The sequence below is a fragment of the [Clostridium] celerecrescens 18A genome (genome assembly GCF_002797975.1).
Lineage (GTDB): Bacteria > Bacillota > Clostridia > Lachnospirales > Lachnospiraceae > Lacrimispora > Lacrimispora celerecrescens.
Map to the genome: position 1 here is coordinate 453763 of NZ_PGET01000001.1, position 20026 is coordinate 473788.

Here is a 20026-nt window from a genome sequence, read left to right on the forward strand (position 1 = left end):
AAACGAATCATAGCTGATGTATCTGTCTGCGTTTCCTTTCGGTCTTACAGTGATTCCACAAATCGGCACATACCCGCAATATACTTAACCGCATTCATAAAGCGGATTGGATTTGCTATCTGGGTCTTCCAATGTGTGTTGCTGGGAGATGTTTTATCAGTAGTTTATGTCGGAAACCCATTTAACCCTGAATATCAGGATGGTAGTAATAATGGCGGCCATGTAATTGGAAAACAGGTTGCCCCAGAATACGGAATAAAAGCTTAGAAATTGCTCCGTTGCCAATATAAATATGTACCGCAGGAGCCATACCCGCAGCAAACTGATAAAGAGAGTGATCCGGGTCTTTCCCAGTCCGATAAAAGCACCCTGCTGGACCATACAGATGCCGAATCCGATGACGGAATAGGTATAAATATGAAGCGCCTGGTTCGCCACGGCTAGAACAGAGGCGTACCTGGTAAATAACACCGTAAGTTTAGAAGATAGGGGAACGACCAGGGCGATCAAAAGGGCAGCAGTAATGGCACTTATGACACAGCCCGCCAAACAGGCTTTTTTTGCCTTTTCCGGCTGGTTTGCTCCCACGTTCATGCTGACCATGGTAGTGACGGCGGAACCGAAGGATGAAGGCAGTATGAAGCATATTGAGGTAATGTTATTGGCAATTCCCTGTCCGTTTAAAACAACGGCCCCGTATTTCTCCACTTCATTGTTGATGAGGAAAAATCCCAGGTTGAGCATCATGCTGGAAAGCATGGCAGGAAAGCCTATGCGCAAAAGGGTATTGATGATGTTCCAGTCAAACCGGAAGCCTTTCAGGATAAAGCGCTCTCCGGTTTTCTTTAAAAATAATTCATAGTACATCCATCCGGTAATTAAAAAGTTAGATGCCAGGGATGCCATGACGGAACCTACAAGACCCCAGTGGAAAACAACAATAAAGAGGGCACTGAAAATAATTTTTAAAATCAACATGATCACCATTCGGACAAAAGTATCTTCTGGTTTTCCGTTGGCATTCTTTATGGAATTATAAATAGATTCCATGAAGGAAAAAGGCGTCACACAGGCGCTTAATGCAAGATAGACAAAGACATCGTGGGAAATCTCTTCATTTACATGGGCGGATATGGGAAAGGCTAGGGCAATCAGCAGTGGTGCCAGGAGAAAACCCAGCAAAAAAGTAAAAACGATGATTTGAGTGGAGATCTTCCGGCTATGTTTAAAGTCGCCGTTTCCATTAGACTGCCCGATGATGGCCATTCCAGCCACACTCACTCCCTGAGCCAGGGCAGAAATCATATTAACAATTGGGGTGCAGTATGTAACAGCGCTTGCCGCCTGGGTTCCTACGAGATTGTTGAGAAACAGACCGTCGATGACCGGTATTGCGGATTGGATGAGACCCATCATGAGGGTGGGGACGGAAAGAAATAATATGGTCGCGGAAACGGAGCCGTTAAGAATTAAATCCCTTCGTTGCTCGTTGCTTTGTTTTAAAAATTTTGATTGCATGGTCGATTCACCTGATTAGTAGATTTGCGGTAGAGTTTTCGGTCAATACCGTACAATTTTTAAATATACACTTGGAGAAAAAGAAAGTCAAGAAAACTTTTGCTATGGTATTTATTTTGTTGTATTTAAGGAAGCAACAGTCCGCGGAGGTTTAAATCAGTGGCTCCTATGAAACAGTGAAATCAAATTAAATATCCAGGAGAATGAATAATGAATAAATTGTAGGGTCGATATCATAACAAACATATTGCTCTATGTGGAAATAGATTATTTGTTTCATAGAATGGTATGTCTTTTTTTTACAAAAGACGGAAAATAAGGTATAATATAGGGCAGATTAATCAGTCCGGTAAATTCAGCGCTGCTTTCATTATAATTGCCCGCTGTATTACGTATTTTGGAAGTAGGGTTTATTAGGAAAGGAAGAAAAAGAATGAAGATCCTTGTTTGCATCAAACAGGTACCTGACAGCAATAAAGTTGAGGTGGATCCTGTTACGGGCGTGTTAAAAAGAGACGGAGCGGCTTCTAAGATGAATCCTTATGACTTATATGCCATTGAAACTGCCCTTCGGATCAAAGAGAAAACGGGAGGCCTTGTTGACGTTATTTCCATGGGACCTCCGCAGGCCATGCAGGTCATTAAAGAAGCATTTTCCATGGGAGCAGACCATGGAACGCTTTTGTCAGACAAACGTTTCGGAGGGGCCGATGTCCTTGCGACCAGCTATACCCTGGCACAGGGAATTAAGGCAATGGGAGAGTATGACTTAATTCTTTGCGGCAAGCAGACTACAGACGGGGATACCGCGCAGGTAGGCCCGGAAATATCGGAATGGTTAAACCTTCCAAGCGTATCCAATGTCGTGAGAATCCGGAAGCTAGAAGAAGATGGAATTACAGTAGATATGGATCTTCCCGATGAGGTAGAGGTGGCCAAAGTAAAATTTCCATGCCTTTTAGCAGTGGATAAAGATATCTTTCAGCCAAGACTCCCGTCATATGTAAAAAAATTAAATACAAAGGATAGAAAGATTCAGGTACTTACCCTTGATGATATGAAGGATAAGGACGAAATGAATTACGGTCTTAACGGATCGCCCACTCAGGTACAGAAGATCTTCCCTCCGGCAACAAACGATAAAAAGGAAGTGTGGGATGAGTCAGGAGATGTGCTTGCGAAAAAGCTGTTTGACAAGATGGTAGAGCTGAAGTTTGTTTAGGAGGGGAAGAAATGGCAAGGTTAATCATACATCAGGAGAGAATTCCTGATCAACAGGAATTGATAAAAATCTGTCCCTTTGGAGCCCTGGAGGAGCAGGATGGAAAAGTTATCGTAAATGCTGCCTGCAAGATGTGCCGCCTTTGTATAAAAAAGGGTCCGGAGGGTGCTGTCGAGTATGTGGAGGACGTAAAAAAAACTGCGGTCAACAAAGACGAATGGAAGGGAATTGCTGTTTATGCAGACCATGTAGATGGCGCCGTTCATCCGGTCACCTATGAACTGATTGGAAAGGCAAAGGAGATGGCGGCAGTTACCGGGCAGGAGGTATATGTTCTGTTCATGGGAAAGGATATCCGTGAAAAAAGTGAAGAAATACTCCATTACGGAGCTGATAAAGTCTTCCTATATGATAAGGAGGAGCTGGCCCGTTTTAAAATTGAGCCCTATACAGCAGTCTTTGAAGATTTTATCAACAAAGTCAAGCCCTCTTCCATTCTGGTAGGAGCGACCACCGTAGGACGTCAGCTTGCTCCAAGAGTGGCTGCCAGAATGAAAACCGGTCTGACTGCAGACTGCACCATTCTTGAAATGAATGAAAATACGGATTTATCCCAGATCCGGCCAGCCTTTGGGGGCAACATTATGGCTCATATCAAGACCCCAAACCATCGTCCTCAGATCGCTACCGTTCGGTATAAAATCATGAATGCTCCTGCCCGCTCGGAAGTAAAATCGGGAGAAATCGTGATTTGTGATATCGATAGGGGAAAGCTTGTCTGTCATGTGGAGGTCATTGATATTCTGCCAAAGGAGAAGGAGACCTTCATTGAGAATTCTGAAATTCTGGTGGTTGCCGGAAGAGGAGTGAAAAAAGAAGAGGATTTAAGCATGCTCCGGGAGCTGGCAGATCTTATGGGAGGCCAGGTAGCATGCACCAGACCGATGGCAGAATCCGGCTGGCTGGATGCAAAATATCAGATTGGTTTAAGTGGCCGTACGGTCAGGCCGAAGTTAATCATTACCTGTGGAGTTTCCGGTGCCATTCAGTTTGTGGCCGGCATGAACCATTCAGATACCATATTTGCAATCAACAATGACCCAAAGGCGCCGATCTTCAAATCAGCTCATTATTGTCTGGTAGGCGATCTCTATGAACTTCTCCCGAAACTGATTGCAAGGATAAAAGAGAAGAAAGGAGTTTAATCATGGGATATAAAAAACTGGATAAAGATGATATTGTTTACATAAAAAGTATCATTCCGGATGAGGAGCGTATTCTGATCGGAGATTCTATTAATGAAGAGTACAGTCATGATGAATTAAGCGGTACCAGCAGCTATCCTGACATTGTAGTGAAAGCTAAATCAGCAGAAGAGATATCCGAAATTATAAAGTATGCCTATGAAAATGTCATCCCCGTGACTCCAAGAGGTGCCGGTACCGGCCTGGTGGGGTCATCCGTAGCCATGGAACATGGAATCATGATAGATACCACGCTGATGAATCATGTACTTGAACTTGATGAGGATAATCTGACAATTACGGTGGAGCCTGGTGTACTGTTGATGGAGCTTTCTGCTTATGTGGAAGATCACGATCTGTTTTACCCGCCTGATCCAGGCGAAAAATCAGCTACCATTGGAGGTAACATCAGCACCAATGCAGGAGGCATGCGCGCCGTGAAATATGGAGTGACACGTGACTATGTAAGAGGTCTGGAAGTTGTCCTTCCAAGTGGTGAGATTACGGAATTCGGAGGTAAAGTCGTAAAAAACAGCTCCGGTTATGCCCTTAAGGATTTAATGGTCGGATCTGAGGGAACTCTTGGCTTTATTACAAAGGCCACGTTAAAGCTGATTCCCCGCCCCAAGATGGTGATCAGCCTGCTGATTCCCTTCCCTACCCTGGATCATGCAATCAATACGGTTCCTTTAATTGTCAAATCAAAGACCATTCCCACAGCCATTGAATTCATGCAGCGGGAAGTTATTATTGATGCAGAGCAGTATTTAGGAAAGGCATTTCCGGATAAGCAGTCAGACGCTTATCTGCTCTTAAAATTTGACGGGAATTCGGCAGAAGAAATTGAACAGGCATATGACAGCGTTGCAAAGCTCTGCCTGGAACAGGGTGCCCTGGATGTTCTGATTTCTGATACGGAGGAGAGAGAAGAATCCATCTGGAAGGCCAGGGGAGCATTCCTGGAAGCCATCAAAGGTTCTACCACCTACATGGATGAGGTTGATATGGTTGTTCCAAGAAGCTCAGTCAATGAAATGGTCACCTATCTGCATGGCCTGCAAAAAGAGTGTGAGTTAAGGATTAAGAGTTTCGGACATGCAGGAGACGGGAACCTCCATGCCTATATGCTGAAAGATAATTTAAGCGACGAGGAATGGGAAAAGCGTATGAGCAAAGCTATGGAGAAGGTTTATGAAAAGGCCAGGAAGCTGGGAGGTCAGGTTTCCGGAGAACATGGCATTGGTTTTGCTAAGAAGCCTTACCTTAGGGAATCTCTCCCGGAGGTGAATCTAATTCTGATGAACGGAATAAAGAAGGTGTTTGACCCTAATAATATTTTAAATCCTCACAAGATTGCCCAAATGTAACGGATTGCAATAAAGGAACTTAAGCCTAATGGATAAATACAAATCCATAGGGCTTAAGACTCCTTTTTAAAATTAAAATTTAATCTTCTTCTCCAGCAAAGCAATCCCCTGATACAAAATTGCCGATACGATACACAGGATCACGATGCTCATCACCACCAGATCCATCTTAAACACCTGGCTTCCATAGATGATCAAATAACCTAGTCCTTTATTCGCCGCCAAAAATTCTCCAATGATAACACCAACCAGACAAAGCCCGATATTGACCTTTGTATTGCTGATGATAAGAGGCACAGAACCAGGAAGAAGTACCTTGAAAAGAACATCCTTTTTCTTACCGCCCAGAGAATAGATCAGCTTGATCATGTCAGGATCTACCTGGGAAAAACCGGTATGGAGCGTCATGATGCATCCAAAAACGGCCACAGAAATGGAAGCAACAATGATGGTCTTAATATTATTGCCCAGCCATACAATTAAGATGGGAGCAAGGGCGGATTTTGGAAGGCTGTTAAGCATGACAAGATAAGGCTCCAACACTTCCGATACACTGCGGCTGGACCATAAAAGAACAGCGATCAGCAGGCCTGAGATGGTGACCAGGGCAAAGCTTATGAGGGTTTCCATCACGGTTACCCCAATGTGCATAAAAATGCTTTTGTCCACTACCATATTAAGAAAGCAGATGGTCACACGGGAAGGTGAGCTGAATATGAAGTCATTGATCATGCCCAGTCTTGCACACAGCTCCCAAAGAGAAAGAAGCAGCACCAGCAGCATGGTTCGCCACACTCTGACATTGCGGCGGTGCAGCTTTTCCTTTTCAATAAACTCCTGTTGGGCTAAGGTGGGATGAGTCTCAATCATGATTTTGCAGCTCCTTCCATACCTGATTAAAGTAAACAGAAAATTCCGGCATGTTCCGCCGTGTCAAAGGCCGTATATCATCACCTCCGAAGGAAACCGGTACGATGGCTTTTATTTTGCCGGGCCTGCTTGTCAGTACGATGACTCTGTCGGCAACACTGATAGCTTCGGAAAGGTCATGTGTGATAAGAATCGCAGTTTTATGAGTGCTTTTTATAATGGAACTGATGTCATCACAGACGGAAAGCCTGGTTTGATAGTCCAATGCAGAAAATGGTTCGTCTAATAAAAGAAGGTCCGGTTCCAGGGCCAGGGTGCGGACCAGTGCGGCACGCTGCCGCATGCCTCCGGACAGTTCAGACGGCTTTGCCTGCTCAAAGCTTCCAAGGCCGTAAGTATGGAGCATCTGATGCAGCTTTTCTTTGGAGCTTTTATTTCGCTTTTTCTGAATTTCCAGCCCCAGTTCGGCATTTCCCATAATCGTACGCCATTCAAAAAGGTGATCCCGCTGCAGCATGTAACCGATATTGACGCCGGATTCTGCCTGGGAGACGCCGTCAATTAAGATTTCACCTTCGTCAGGTTCTAATAATCCGCTAAGAAGAGATAGAAGGGTTGATTTCCCGCAGCCGGATGGGCCGACGATTGCAAGAAATTCTCCGTTATCTGCAGTAAATGATATATTGGAAAGGGCCAGTGTCTCACCCTCAAGGGAATGATAGGAGTAACTGATCCCGCGAACTTCCAGTTTTGGCTTCATGGGTCCTCCTTATATGACAGATTTGATCTGATATAGTGTTATGATATGTACAAAAAAAAGGAGTGTGAAGGACCAGACCTTCTTCTCCTTGATATAAAATGCCGGATTGCTTTTTTTTTCCTTTTTTACAGCCTGATGCTTGGCCCAGCTACAGGAAAAGCCAATAAATGGGGAAATAGATGGCGGAAATGCTGGAAAAATAAGAAAAACCCCTTGCAATGGAGTATAAACGGTGTTATACTGTCTACGATAACATGACAGTTAGCGGATAAAGAGTGGGCGAAAGTCCACTCTTTCAATTTGTTTGGAAAGGTGGGAGAAAGATGGCGAAGAGAGAAGAGTACGAGGCAAAGACAGAAAGCTTTTTGCTGCCCCTTATGGAAGAAAATAATTTCGAACTGGTAGATGTAGAGTACGTAAAAGAAGCAGGAAACTGGTATCTGCGGGCTTATATAGATAAAGAAGGCGGGATTACGGTAGACGATTGCGAAACCATAAGCCGCAGGCTGGGAGACTGGCTGGATGAAAAGGATTTTATTGCGGACAGTTACATTTTAGAGGTCAGCTCTCCGGGGCTTGGAAGACCTCTAAAAAAAGATAAAGACTTTGATAGAAGTATCGGAAAAGATGTGGATATCAAGTTATATAAGCCTTTAAACAAACAGAAGGATTTTACAGGAACGCTTACATCCTATGACAGGGAAACAGTGACCATTACCCAGGAAGACGGAATAGAGCTTGTGTTGAACCGCCCGGAAATCGCTTTGATCCGGCTGGCATTTGATTTCTAAACAGTAAGAGATATTAGGAGGATAAAAAAATGAATAAGGAACTGTTAGAAGCACTGAATATTCTGGAGAAGGAGAATAATATCAGCAAGGATACCCTGTTAGAGGCAATCGAAAATTCTCTCCTTACGGCGTGCAAGAACCATTTCGGAAAAGCGGATAATATCAAGGTCAGCATCAATCGTGAAACCTGTGATTTCAATGTATTTGCAGAAAAAGAAGTGGTGGAAACAGTTGAAGATCCCCTGCTGCAGATCAGCCTGGCAGATGCAAAGATGGCAGATCCGAAGTATGATATCGGCGATGTGATCCATTGTCAGATTGACTCGAAAAAGTTTGGAAGAATCGCTACACAGAATGCAAAGAACGTGATCCTGCAGAAGATCCGGGAGGAAGGAAGAAAATCTCTCTTTAACGACTGGTACTGCCAGGAGAGGGAAGTTGTCACCGGAATTGTGCAGAGATATCTGGGCAGGAATGTAAGTATTAATCTGGGCAAAGTAGATGCCATTTTGAATGAAACAGAAATGGTAAAAGGAGAAGTATTTAAGGCCACAGAGAGAATCAAAGTGTTCGTTCTGGAAGTAAAGGATACTCCCAAAGGCCCAAGGATTTCCGTATCCAGAACTCATCCGGACCTTGTAAAACGCCTGTTTGAATCCGAGGTTGCTGAGGTGAAAGACGGAACCGTGGAAATCAAGGCTATTGCAAGGGAAGCAGGTTCCAGAACAAAAATTGCTGTTAAATCCAATGATGCCAATGTAGATCCGGTAGGTGCTTGCGTAGGTTTAAACGGTGCAAGGGTTAACTCCATAGTGAATGAGTTAAGAGGAGAGAAAATCGATATCATCAATTGGGATGAGAATCCGGCCTATTTGATCGAAAATGCATTAAGCCCGGCAAAGGTTATCTGTGTTGTTGCAGATGAGGAATCAAAGGAAGCTCAGGTTATTGTTCCGGATTATCAGTTATCACTGGCCATCGGCAAGGAAGGACAGAACGCAAGGCTTGCAGCGCGTCTTACCGGATATAAGATTGACATAAAGAGTGAGACACAGGCAAGAGAACTCGGTCTGTTTGAGGAGCTGGGGCTTGATTATCAGGAAGCTGGAGCCGGATTTGAAAGCTTTGGAAATGAAAACCATGACAGTGAAAACAGCGAAACGCAGTACTACCAGGAAGAGTATCAGGACGACTACCAGGAATAAGACCTGGCTGGTGATTACCAGTATAAATAACAGGAAGTGATGGAAACGTGAGTACAAAGAAATTACCGCTCAGACAGTGCATCGGCTGTGGTGAGATGAAAAATAAAAAAGAAATGATTCGTGTTCTGAAAACCTCAGAGGATGAGATTCTTCTTGATACAACCGGACGTAAAAACGGACGGGGAGCTTATCTCTGCCCTTCTATGGAATGTTTTAAGAAGGCAGTAAAAAGCAAGGGGCTTGAGCGTTCCTTCAAGATGGCGATTCCGAAAGAAGTCTACGAAGCATTGGAAAAGGAGATGGAACAGTTTGGATGACAGACAAAAGATCCTTAATCTGATTGGTCTGGCCACAAAAGCAGGAAAGACTGTAAGCGGAGAATTCATGACAGAAAAGACCGTAAAAACCGGGAAAGCATCATTAGTAATCATATCTGAGGAGGCCTCGGAGAATACTAAGAAAATGTTTACCAATATGTGTACTTACTATGAGGTTCCAATCTACTTTTTAGGGGGAAAAGATGAACTGGGCCACGCAATGGGGAAAGAGATGAGAGCATCCCTTGCTATCGTGGATCATGGGTTTGCAAAGGCAGTCGTGAAACTGATGAATACAAATGTCGGTAGTGAATGTGAAGAGGACCTTTCACATCTACCGGTATGTGCTGCAGAGCGCGCACAGAATGGAGGAAAGCATGAGAGTATATGATCTGGCAAAAGAACTGGGAAAAGACAGTAGTAAGGAGATACTGGATATCTTGGAAAAACATAATATAAATTTAAAGAGCTCTTCCAACGTTACGGATGAGCAGGCGGCAATCGTGAAAAAAGAAGTGGGTGGCCACAACCGGGGAACCGCACCGGTACAATCAAATTCATCGGATGGGGATGATTCCGATGCGCCTAAGAAAAAAATTGCGGCGGTATTCAGACCGCAGAATGCGCAGATGAAGCCTCAGGGACAGCATTCCCAGTCTCAGGGCGGAAGATCGTTTCAGTCTGACCGGCAGAACGGAGATTCAAGAAATCGTCAGGTTTCAGAGCAGTCTTTATCAGGAAGTGCTGAATTAACAAGAGAGCAGAATACAGAAAACCGGGAAGGCGGAAGACCTCAGGGAGGCTATCAGGGAAACCGCGATAACCGGGAAGGAAGACCTCAGGGAGGCTATCAGGGAAACCGTGACAACCGGGAAGGAAGACCCCAGGGAGGTTACCAGGGAAACCGTGACGGAAGACCCCAGGGCCAGGGAGGCTACCAGGGAAACCGTGACGGAAGACCCCAGGGCCAGGGAGGCTACCAGGGAAACCGCGACGGAAGACCACAAGGCGGAGGTTACCAGGGGAATCGTGACGGAAGACCCCAGGGCCAGGGAGGCTACCAGGGAAACCGTGACGGAAGACCCCAGGGCCAGGGAGGCTACCAGGGAAACCGTGACGGAAGACCACAGGGCCAGGGAGGCTACCAGGGCAACCGCGACGGAAGACCACAAGGCGGAGGTTACCAGGGAAACCGTGACGGAAGACCACAGGGCCAGGGAGGCTACCAGGGAAACCGTGACGGAAGACCGCAGGGCCAGGGAGGCTACCAGGGAAACCGTGACGGAAGACCGCAGGGCCAGGGAGGCTATCAGGGCAACCGTGATGGAAGACCTCAAGGCGGAGGTTACCAGGGCAACCGAGACGGAAGGCCACAGGGCCAGGGTGGTTATCAGGGAAACCGTGACGGAAGACCGCAGGGCCAGGGAGGCTACCAGGGCAACCGAGACGGAAGACCGCAGGGCCAGGGAGGCTACCAGGGAAACCGTGACGGAAGACCGCAGGGCCAGGGAGGCTATCAGGGCAACCGTGATGGAAGACCACAGGGACAACGTACAGGCAGAGATGCTGGTCCTAAGACAGGTTCCTTTGATACTCCAATCCAGGCAAAGCCTACCAGCAACAGGGCTGCAAAGAACTCTTATAAAAACGACAGATTTGATAAGAGAGACAAAGATGACGAGGCTAAGAAAAGAGCACAGGGCAAAGGCGGAAAGCCGTTAAAAGTTCCGGTTCAGCCTCCGGTGCATGTAGAGCCTAAGGTAGAAGAGATAAAGACCATAACTCTCCCAGATATCATGACGATTAAGGAACTGGCTGAGAAGATGAAGCTTCAGCCGTCTGCCATTGTAAAGAAGCTTTTCTTACAGGGTAAAATCGTTACACTTAATACGGAAATCGATTATGACCAGGCGGAAGAGATCGCTTTGGGATATGATGTTCTCTGCGAGAAAGAAATAAAAATAGATGTTATTGAAGAACTGCTGAAAGAGGCTGATGAAAATGAGGCAGATATGGTTTCCAGACCGCCGGTAGTCTGCGTCATGGGCCATGTTGACCATGGTAAAACATCACTTCTTGATGCGATCCGCCAAAGCCATGTAACCTCCAGAGAGGCAGGCGGAATCACGCAGCATATTGGTGCTTATACCGTTGAAGTAAACGGAGAAAAGATCACATTTTTGGATACTCCGGGACATGAAGCCTTTACCGCAATGCGTATGAGAGGTGCTCAGTCTACTGATATCGCAATTCTTGTAGTAGCAGCTGATGACGGTGTAATGCCTCAGACCGTGGAGGCAATCAACCATGCCAAGGCCGCTGAAGTGGAGATCATTGTCGCCATTAATAAGATTGATAAACCAAGTGCCAATATTGACAAGGTAAAGCAGGAATTATCTGAATATGAACTGATTCCTGAGGACTGGGGCGGAAGCACCATATTTGTTCCGGTTTCTGCCCATACAAAGGACGGCATCAAGGAACTTCTGGAAATGATCCTTCTAACTGCAGAAGTAAAGGAATTAAAAGCTAATCCGAACCGCCGTGCAAGAGGTCTTATTATTGAGGCTGAGCTTGATAAGGGCAAAGGACCGGTAGCTACTGTACTGGTACAGAAGGGAACCCTTCGGGTAGGTGACACGGTTACTGCTGGTTCCTGTTACGGAAAAGTCCGCGCCATGATGGATGACAAGGGCCGAAGAGTAAAAGAAGCAGGTCCATCCACTCCGGTTGAGATTTTAGGACTTAACGACGTTCCAAATGCAGGCGAAGTCCTGGTTGGAACCGAAAATGAAAAAGAAGCAAGAACCTTTGCAGAGACATTTATTTCCGAAGGTAAGAATAAATTACTGGAAGATACAAAGGCTAAGTTATCACTGGATGATTTATTCAGCCAGATCAAAGCCGGCAACATCAAGGAGCTTCCGATTATCGTGAAAGCAGATGTACAGGGTTCCGTGGAAGCGGTAAAGCAGAGCCTTGTGAAGCTGTCTAACGAAGAGGTTATGGTAAAGGTGATCCACGGAGGCGTAGGCGCAATTAATGAGTCTGACGTTTCCCTGGCTTCCGCATCCAATGCGATCATCATCGGCTTTAACGTAAGGCCTGATGTAACTGCAAAATCCATAGCAGACCGGGAAAAAGTGGATATGAGACTTTATAAGGTAATCTATCAGGCTATTGAGGATGTAGAGGCAGCGATGAAGGGCATGCTTGATCCGATATTTGAAGAGAAGATCATCGGCCATGCAATCGTGCGCCAGACCTTTAAGGCATCCGGCGTAGGTACCATTGCAGGCTCCTACGTAATGGATGGTAAGTTCCAGAGAGGCTGCAGCGTCCGCATCACACGTGCCGGAGAGCAGATCTACGATGGTCCTCTGGCTTCCTTAAAGAGATTTAAGGATGATGTGAAAGAAGTTGCAACCGGTTATGAGTGCGGCCTTGTATTTGAGAAATTTAATGATATTCAGGAAGACGATATGATTGAAGCATATGCCATGGTGGAGGTTCCCCGCTAGGAACCTGCATCTTGGAATTTTGAAAAGATGAGCCCGTAATGCGGGCTGGTCTTTTTGAAACTGCGGACAAAAAGCGAAAGGAATAACATGCGTAAAAACAGTATAAAGAATACTAGAATCAACATGGAGGTCCAGAGGGAGTTAAGTGAGATCATCCGTCTGGAAATCAAAGATCCAAGAATTCATCCCATGACTACCGTGGTTGACGTTTCAGTCACCCCGGATTTAAAATACTGTAAGGCATTCATCAGTATTTTGGGAGATGAGGAGGCCGGGAAGGCTACCATTGAAGGATTAAAAAGTGCAGAAGGTTACATCCGCCGGGAATTGGCAAGGAGAGTAAACCTTCGCAACACGCCGGAGATCAAGTTTATTTTGGACCAGTCCATTGAGTATGGGGTAAATATGTCCAAATTAATAGACGAGGTAACAAAAGATATCAGAGATTAGGGAGGTGCCCTTGTGAGTTTTTTTGACACAGTGCTTGAAGATGTGAAAACGGTAGCAATCATGGGTCATGTCCGTCCGGATGGGGACTGCGTTGGTTCCTGTCTGGCGGCTTACAACTATCTGGAACAGCATCATCCGGAAGTGGAGGCGGTGGTTTATCTTGAGACCCCTCCTTCCAAATTTGATTATCTCAGGAATTTTGACCGCATTGTCAGTGACTTTTCAGAGGATAAGGAATATGACCTCTGTGTTTGCCTTGACAGCAGTGATACGCTCCGGTTCGGAGAGGCAGCAAAGTTCTTAAATACCGCAAAAAAAAGTCTCTGTGTGGATCACCACGTTACCAATTTAAGATACGCAAAAGAGAATATTGTACAGGATGATGCCAGTTCGACCTGCGAGGTGCTTTACGGCCTCTTAGATGAAAATAAGATTACCAGGGAAATAGCAGAATGTATTTATACCGGAATTATCCATGATACCGGAGTGTTTAAATACGACTGCACTTCAAAAAGGACGATGGAGATTGCAGGGAAGCTGATGGAAAAGGGAATCGACTTTTCAAAGATCATCGATGACAGTTTTTACCGGAAGACCTATATCCAGAATCAGATTCTGGGAAGAGCCTTATTGGAGAGCATAACCTTTCATGACAACCGTTGCATTTTCAGTGCCATCAGCAAAAAGGAAATGGATTTCTACGGTGTTACCGGTGCTGATATGGATGGAGTCATTGATCAGCTTCGAATCACAGAGGGTGTGGAATGTGCCATATTCATGTATGAAGTCTCATGCAGGGAGTATAAGGTGAGTCTGCGCTCTACCACGGATCTTGATGTGAGCAAAATTGCCGTTTATTTCGGCGGCGGCGGTCATAAAAAAGCGGCCGGCTGTACCATGGCAGGAAGCGTTCATGATGTGATCAACAATCTGTCGAATCAGATTGCAAAACAGCTTAACTAGGAGACGGATCTATGGCAGACGGAATCATCAATGTATACAAGGAAAAAGGATTTACCTCTCATGACGTTGTAGCGAAAATGAGAGGTATTTTAAAGCAGAAAAAGATAGGACATACAGGAACCCTGGATCCTATGGCAGAGGGAGTATTACCTGTATGCCTGGGAAAGGCAACGAAGCTTTGCGATATGCTCACAGATAAGACCAAAACCTATGAGGCGGTCCTGCTTCTGGGCAGGGAAACTGATACCCAGGATACTACGGGAGAAATTCTGGCGGAATATCCGGTCAATATAGATGAGGCGCAGGTGAAGGAAGCTGTACTCAGCTTTCTGGGGCATTACGATCAGATACCTCCCATGTATTCTGCTCTAAAGGTAGACGGAAAAAAGCTTTATGAGCTGGCCAGAGCAGGAAAAGAAGTGGAGCGGAAAGCCAGGCCCGTAGAGATTTTGGAGATCACTGTAGACCGGATCCAGCTTCCACGGGTTACCATGACTGTTACCTGTTCCAAGGGAACCTATATCAGGACCCTTTGCTATGACATCGGGAGAAAGCTTGGCTGCGGAGGGTGCATGGAATCCCTTCTCCGCACTCAGGTTTCCGGGTTTTGCTTAAAGGACAGCCTGACCCTGGCACAGATCGAGGAACTTCGGGATGATGGAACCTTGGAGAACCATATCCTTGCTGTGGACAAGGTGTTTTCGGAATATCCGGAACTTAAGATGAAACAGGATTTTGATAAGCTGGTTCACAATGGGAACCCCTTTTACAGGAACCAGGCAGAGGGAGACTCCCGGCTGCCAGACGGGCCTGTAAGGGTATATGACAGCAGAAACCAGTTTATTGGAGTTTATGTACCTGACAGGGAGAAGAAGCTTCTTAAGCCTCAAAAGGTATTTCTGGGAGGAACGCCTTAAGGAATACCATTGTTGCCCGGGAAAGCAGGGCAGGAGAGAGGAAGGCCTTGGGAGGCATACCTTTATGCCCGGAAAGCAGGGCAAAAGAGAGGAAATGAATCATGGAATATATAACCGGAACCAGAGAATTTCAGATTGAAGAGCCTGCAATCGTAACCCTGGGAAAATTCGACGGACGCCACAGAGGCCACCAGAAGCTTTTAAAGCGGATGGGAGAGCTGAAGGTAGATAAAGGGTATAAAACGGCTGTCCTTACCTTTGACATGGCCCCCATTACCCTCATGACAGGAAGCCCCCAAAAGGCCATTACTACCAATCTGGAGAGAAAAAGTAATCTGGAAAAGATCGGTATCGATTATTTAGTGGAATATCCCTTTACAGAGGAAACCTCGCATATGGATCCGGAGGAATTCGTAAAGAGTGTTCTGGCAGGCCAGATGAATGCCAGGATCATCGTAGTTGGTACGGATTGTTCTTTTGGGTACCAGGGAGCGGGAAATGCGGACAGTCTTTACCAGTGGAAAGAACGGTATGGTTATGAACTGATCGTTATACCGAAAGAGCAGGATGACCACCGGGATATCAGCAGTACCTACATCAGAGAGCAGCTGGATGCCGGAAATATGGAAAAGGCCAACGAGCTTTTGGGAGAGCCTTATGCCATACATGGAACCGTGGTCCACGGCAACCATATTGGCGGAGCGGTTCTTGGATTTCCTACGGCCAATATCATGCCTTCGCCGGAGAAGCACCTTCCTTTATTCGGCGTGTATGTGTCCAAAGTGTATGTGGACGGTACTTATTATGGGGGCATTACGAATATCGGAAGAAAGCCCACGGTGGAGGGAAATTCACCTATTGGAGCAGAAACCTTTATTTATGGTATAAATGAGGATATATATGGAAAGACTATAGAAGTACAGCTTTTGCATTTTGTCCGTCCTGAACGGAAATTTGAAGGGCTGGAACAATTAAAAGCTCAGATCGGGAAGGATAGAGAATACGGGATGCGGTATTTAAAAGACCTTTCAGATCGGCAAATCACTCATTTGTAAAGGAAAGGCCATAACTTGCGAAGGAAAGTGCATATGACTGACAAAGCATGGAAGGTACTAGGCTTTGCTATAGCATGCGGCAGTGCCGTATGGATAGGAACAGCAGATGTACAGGCCGCAAAATCAGAACCTAACCTTAAGACCGGTTCGCCAGTAGCAGGCATTTCGGTCTACATGGATCAATATCAGGATTCCATGAAACAGGAAGGAGCGGAAACGCCGGCCGGTCTTACGCAGGAAAAAATGAGGTATGGAACCTTCAACTCTATCTTTCAGAATCTTGGGGTGAGTGTGGTGGAGGATTCCTTGAACATCAGAAAAGAACCAAAGAATGATGCGGAAATCGTGGGGAAATTGAGAAACCATGCCGGCAGCAGTGTGCTGTCAGAAGAAAATGGCTGGTATAAAATAAAGTCAGGGCAGGTTACCGGTTATGTATACGGAAAATATCTGACCACCGGACAGGATGCCAGAGCAATTGCCTACTATAACATGAAGCTGATGCTCCGGGTAGACACCGAAACCCTTCGGGTCCGCAGCAAACCGAATACGGATTCCGAAGTACTGGGCAAGATTCATGAGGGTGAAACATATCCTTTTATTTCCCATAACGGGGGATGGGCAAAATTCCAATATAATGGTCAGATAGCCTATGCCTATGTACCAGAAAATGCCACAATCGCATTTACCATACCTGAAGCGGAAAAATGCAGTGACCTTCGCAATCAGGTTGTAAACTATGCGGTCGGGTTTGTGGGAAACCCATACCGATGGGGCGGCACCAATCCTAATACAGGGGCGGACTGCTCCGGTTTTGTCCAGTATGTGATGGAGCATGCCGCAGGAGTTCATTTAGACCGTACCTCCAGGCAGCAGGCCGAAGAGGGAGAAGTCATACCAGCTTCCAGCATGGAGCCTGGCGACTTGCTGTTCTATGCAAGCGGAAGGCAGATTGACCACGTGGCCATGTATATTGGAAAGGGAAAAATCGTCCATGCGGCAAACCGCAGGAGCGGGATCAAAATCTCCACCTGGAATTACAGGAAGCCAGTCACCATACGGCGGGTGATTCCATGACAATGATATTAAAAAACAAAAATAAAGGTTGCAGATAGGCGCCCCATATGGAAGGGGCTTCCTGTCTGCAGCCTTTATTTTTAATTCTTCTTTTTTCCAAGATAAGCTGCTTTTACCGATTCGTCGGCCAACAGCTTTTTCCCGGACCCTGTCAAGGTGATCCGCCCGGTTTCCAGAACGTAGCCAATATCAGCCGTGTGAAGAGCCATATTGGCATTTTGTTCGATGAGAAGAACGGTTACACCTTTTTTGTTGATCTCCCGGATAATAGTGAAGATATCCTTAACAATCAGCGGAGCAAGACCCAGAGAAGGTTCATCCATCATGAGGATCTTTGGCTGGCTCATAAGAGCCCTGGCAACTGCCAGCATCTGCTGCTCGCCTCCTGAAAGAGTACCGGAAAGCTGCCAGCTCCTTTCTTTTAACCGGGGAAATAAATCATAAATCCAGTCGATATCCTCCTTAAGATCATCATTTCTTAAATAGGCTCCGATCTTGATATTTTCAATAACGGTCATATCCGGAAACACATGGCGCCCTTCCGGTACCAGGGCAATTCCTCTGGATATAATATCCGGAGTATCCTTGCCGATCAGTTCTTCCCCATCCAGGGTGATGCTGCTTCCGACTGATGGTTTTACCAGACCGACAATAGATTTTAAGGTCGTGCTTTTTCCGGCTCCATTGGCCCCGATCAGGGTCACAATGCTCTTATCCGGCACTTCAAAGGAAATTCCCTTAACGGCTTCAATTCCGCCGTAATTCACTCGCAAGTTATCAATCTTCAGCATCGTCGCTCACCCCCAGATATGCTTCAATTACCCGTTCATTGCTCTGGATATTCTCCGGCGTTCCCTGTGCGATCAGCTTACCGAAATCCAGAACATAGATGCGGTCGGAAATCTGCATGACAAGATCCATATGGTGCTCGATCATGAATACGGTAAGATGGTAAGAATCACGGATCTGTTTGATAAAATCCGTTAATTCCTGCGTTTCCTGGGGATTCATGCCTGCAGCCGGCTCGTCGAGCAGCAGAAGTTTTGGCTCCGTTGCAAGGGCTCTGGCGATTTCTAAGCGCCTCTGTAAGCCATAGGGAAGGGAGGTGGCAATTTCATCCTTTAAATGGAGCAGATTCTGTTCTTCCAGAAGGGCAGCGGTTTCCGCCCGCATCCGTTCCTCTTCCCTGTGGTTTAACCGAAGGGTTGCGGAAAATACATTCTGTTTTGCACGCATGTGCTTTGCAATGAGCACGTTGTCAAAAACGGTCAGCTGTCCGAAAAGGCGAATGTTCTGGAAGGTACGGGCAATGCCCCTTTTTGTGATCACATCCGGCGTACTGCTGATTACTGAGATTGGACCTGGCGTTACTTCTCCCAGATAGTTTTTTATCATTTTTCCCTTCGGGGTATTGGATAGAATGGTTTCCCCCATAAAGTCCACCTTCCCGTAGGTGGGCTCATAAATACCGGTAACACAGTTAAATGCGGTTGTTTTTCCTGCGCCATTGGGACCGATTAAGGCCACGATTTCTCCCTGTTTTACGTCAAGGGTCAGACCGTTTACGGCCACAACACCGCCGAACTGCATGGTAATATCCTGCATGTGGAGCACGTTAATTGGAGTTTTTGCCGTGTTTGACATTATGCGTTATCTCCCTTCTGTGCTTTGCTTTTTCTCTTCAGCCTGGTTGGAATACTTCGGATAAGCCGACCAAGCCCATCCCAGGAAAATTCGTTGCTGCCCATGATCCCGCGGCGGTAGAAGAGCACCACCATCATCAATAAAATAGAAAAGATGACCATACGGAAACCGGAACGGAACAGGGGTACTTCAAATCCTCCGATAACCAGCGGGTTATCAAAGAAACGAAGCCATTCCCTTCCTGCGGTGACCAGAAAGGCGCCGATGACGCTTCCCGTAATGCTTCCGATTCCTCCAAGGACTACGATTAAGAGGATATCGTAGGTTAAGTTGATGGAAAAGGTCTTCGAATCAATGGAGCGCATGAATATGGCCAGAAGTCCTCCGCCTACCCCTGTGAAAAAGGAAGAAATGACAAAGGCCAGTTCCTTATAACGGAATAAGTTAAGTCCCATGGCCTGAGCAGCCACTTCATCTTCACGGAGGGCCTTAAATGCGCGTCCGTAAGAGGAATTAATGAGAAGGATCATTAAAAGGATGCAAAGAGCCGGAAGCCCAAAGGCTGTAAAAAGGTTAGGAAACCCGGGAATACTTTTTAATCCGTAGGAACCGTTAGTGATCTTGTCTAACTGAGGAGCCGCAATGACAGCCCGGATGATCTCGGAAAAGCCCAGGGTTGCAATCGCCAGATAATCACTTTTTAACCGGAGAACAGGAATGCCGATAAGGGCGGCCATGGCTGCGGCGAGGAGCCCTGCGATAATTAAGGCCAGCCAGTAAGGGCAGTGTAAGTTTGCGATAGCAGGAGAGATGCCGCTAACATAGTAAACGCTCGCCCTGCTTTCAACCGGAATGGTAAGGATGGCTACGGTATAGGCTCCGATCGCCATAAAACCGGCCTGGCCTAAGGAGAATAATCCCGTAAAGCCGGTAAGCAGGTTCATGGAAACGGCAACCACTGCGTAGATGGCACTTCGCTCCAGGATGGAAATCTGATAGCTGTACTGGGCGCTGTTAGCCTGTAAAAAAGCCAGCAGGCCGATAATGACCAGAAGAGCGGCCAGAGTATAAAGTTTGTTTTTGGAAACTGCATTTTTCTTCATAG

Annotated in this window: 18 protein-coding genes and 1 pseudogene; 13 read left to right on the plus strand and 6 right to left on the minus strand. The window is 46.2% G+C overall.

Annotated features, from left to right (window positions below):
* Positions 1–156: 156 nt before the first annotated feature.
* On the minus strand, positions 157–1518 hold the full coding sequence (locus H171_RS02190) for an MATE family efflux transporter (protein WP_100303680.1): 1362 nt from the start codon (positions 1516–1518) through the stop codon (positions 157–159).
* Positions 1519–1951: 433 nt separating this feature from the next.
* On the opposite strand from H171_RS02190, the gene H171_RS02195 reads away from it, so the two are divergent.
* The 3 genes from H171_RS02195 to H171_RS02205 are packed head-to-tail and all read left to right on the plus strand — an operon-like array spanning position 1952 to position 5351.
* A complete protein-coding gene (locus H171_RS02195) occupies positions 1952–2740 on the plus strand; it encodes an electron transfer flavoprotein subunit beta/FixA family protein (protein WP_100303681.1) in 789 nt (262 codons plus the stop codon).
* 11 nt (positions 2741–2751) lie between these two features.
* Positions 2752–3945, plus strand: coding sequence for an electron transfer flavoprotein subunit alpha (locus H171_RS02200; protein WP_100303682.1), 1194 nt, complete (start codon positions 2752–2754; stop codon positions 3943–3945).
* 2 nt (positions 3946–3947) lie between these two features.
* On the plus strand, positions 3948–5351 hold the full coding sequence (locus tag H171_RS02205; protein WP_100303683.1) for an FAD-binding oxidoreductase: 1404 nt from the start codon (positions 3948–3950) through the stop codon (positions 5349–5351).
* A 72-nt stretch (positions 5352–5423) separates the two neighbouring features.
* Here the strand turns inward: H171_RS02205 and H171_RS02210 are convergent, their stop codons facing one another.
* Both H171_RS02210 and H171_RS02215 read right to left on the minus strand, forming a co-directional pair.
* The gene (locus H171_RS02210; protein WP_100303684.1) at positions 5424–6221 is read right to left on the minus strand and encodes an ABC transporter permease; all 798 of its coding nucleotides are present in this window, start codon (positions 6219–6221) and stop codon (positions 5424–5426) included.
* A complete protein-coding gene (locus H171_RS02215; protein WP_100303685.1) occupies positions 6214–6981 on the minus strand; it encodes an ABC transporter ATP-binding protein in 768 nt (255 codons plus the stop codon). Before H171_RS02215 ends, H171_RS02210 begins: the two co-directional genes overlap by 8 nt.
* A gap of 323 nt (positions 6982–7304) precedes the next feature.
* Between H171_RS02215 and H171_RS02220 the strand changes: the two genes are divergently transcribed.
* The 10 genes and pseudogenes from H171_RS02220 (at position 7305) to H171_RS02265 (ending at position 17277) form a co-directional block, all read left to right on the plus strand.
* The gene (locus H171_RS02220) at positions 7305–7772 is read left to right on the plus strand and encodes a ribosome maturation factor RimP (RefSeq protein WP_054790292.1); all 468 of its coding nucleotides are present in this window, start codon (positions 7305–7307) and stop codon (positions 7770–7772) included.
* Between the two features lie 29 nt (positions 7773–7801).
* The gene (nusA, locus tag H171_RS02225) at positions 7802–8977 is read left to right on the plus strand and encodes a transcription termination factor NusA (protein ID WP_100303686.1); all 1176 of its coding nucleotides are present in this window, start codon (positions 7802–7804) and stop codon (positions 8975–8977) included.
* Positions 8978–9024: 47 nt separating this feature from the next.
* Positions 9025–9294: an RNase P modulator RnpM gene (gene rnpM, locus H171_RS02230; RefSeq protein ID WP_054790290.1), complete on the plus strand. Its 270-nt coding sequence runs from the start codon at positions 9025–9027 to the stop codon at positions 9292–9294.
* Positions 9287–9604 (plus strand): annotated as a pseudogene (locus tag H171_RS02235) (L7Ae/L30e/S12e/Gadd45 family ribosomal protein); the annotation flags it as partial. The gene rnpM and the pseudogene H171_RS02235, both read left to right, overlap by 8 nt.
* Before the next feature lie 67 nt (positions 9605–9671).
* A complete protein-coding gene (gene infB, locus H171_RS02240) occupies positions 9672–12815 on the plus strand; it encodes a translation initiation factor IF-2 (protein ID WP_100303688.1) in 3144 nt (1047 codons plus the stop codon).
* Positions 12816–12902: 87 nt separating this feature from the next.
* The gene (gene rbfA / locus H171_RS02245; protein ID WP_025234370.1) at positions 12903–13265 is read left to right on the plus strand and encodes a 30S ribosome-binding factor RbfA; all 363 of its coding nucleotides are present in this window, start codon (positions 12903–12905) and stop codon (positions 13263–13265) included.
* A 12-nt stretch (positions 13266–13277) separates the two neighbouring features.
* Entirely contained in the window at positions 13278–14228 is a 951-nt protein-coding gene (locus H171_RS02250) for a DHH family phosphoesterase (protein ID WP_100303689.1), read from the plus strand.
* 11 nt (positions 14229–14239) lie between these two features.
* Positions 14240–15145, plus strand: a complete 906-nt coding sequence (gene truB / locus H171_RS02255) for a tRNA pseudouridine(55) synthase TruB (RefSeq protein WP_100303690.1) — start codon at positions 14240–14242, stop codon at positions 15143–15145.
* 101 nt (positions 15146–15246) lie between these two features.
* A complete protein-coding gene (locus H171_RS02260) occupies positions 15247–16200 on the plus strand; it encodes a bifunctional riboflavin kinase/FAD synthetase (RefSeq protein ID WP_166433584.1) in 954 nt (317 codons plus the stop codon).
* A gap of 33 nt (positions 16201–16233) precedes the next feature.
* Positions 16234–17277, plus strand: coding sequence for a C40 family peptidase (locus H171_RS02265; RefSeq protein WP_100303692.1), 1044 nt, complete (start codon positions 16234–16236; stop codon positions 17275–17277).
* An 80-nt stretch (positions 17278–17357) separates the two neighbouring features.
* On the opposite strand, the gene H171_RS02270 is transcribed toward H171_RS02265, so the two are convergent.
* Genes H171_RS02270 through H171_RS02280 form a run of 3 tightly spaced genes read right to left on the minus strand, consistent with a single transcriptional unit; the run spans position 17358 to position 20024 of the window.
* Complete coding sequence (locus tag H171_RS02270; RefSeq protein ID WP_100303693.1) at positions 17358–18068, minus strand: ABC transporter ATP-binding protein; 711 nt, start codon at positions 18066–18068, stop codon at positions 17358–17360.
* Positions 18055–18921 (minus strand): ABC transporter ATP-binding protein, encoded by an 867-nt coding sequence (locus tag H171_RS02275; RefSeq protein ID WP_100303694.1) that lies wholly within the window; start codon positions 18919–18921, stop codon positions 18055–18057. Before H171_RS02275 ends, H171_RS02270 begins: the two co-directional genes overlap by 14 nt.
* The gene (locus H171_RS02280) at positions 18921–20024 is read right to left on the minus strand and encodes a branched-chain amino acid ABC transporter permease (RefSeq protein WP_100303695.1); all 1104 of its coding nucleotides are present in this window, start codon (positions 20022–20024) and stop codon (positions 18921–18923) included. Before H171_RS02280 ends, H171_RS02275 begins: the two co-directional genes overlap by 1 nt.
* Between the last annotated feature and the right edge of the window lie 2 nt (positions 20025–20026).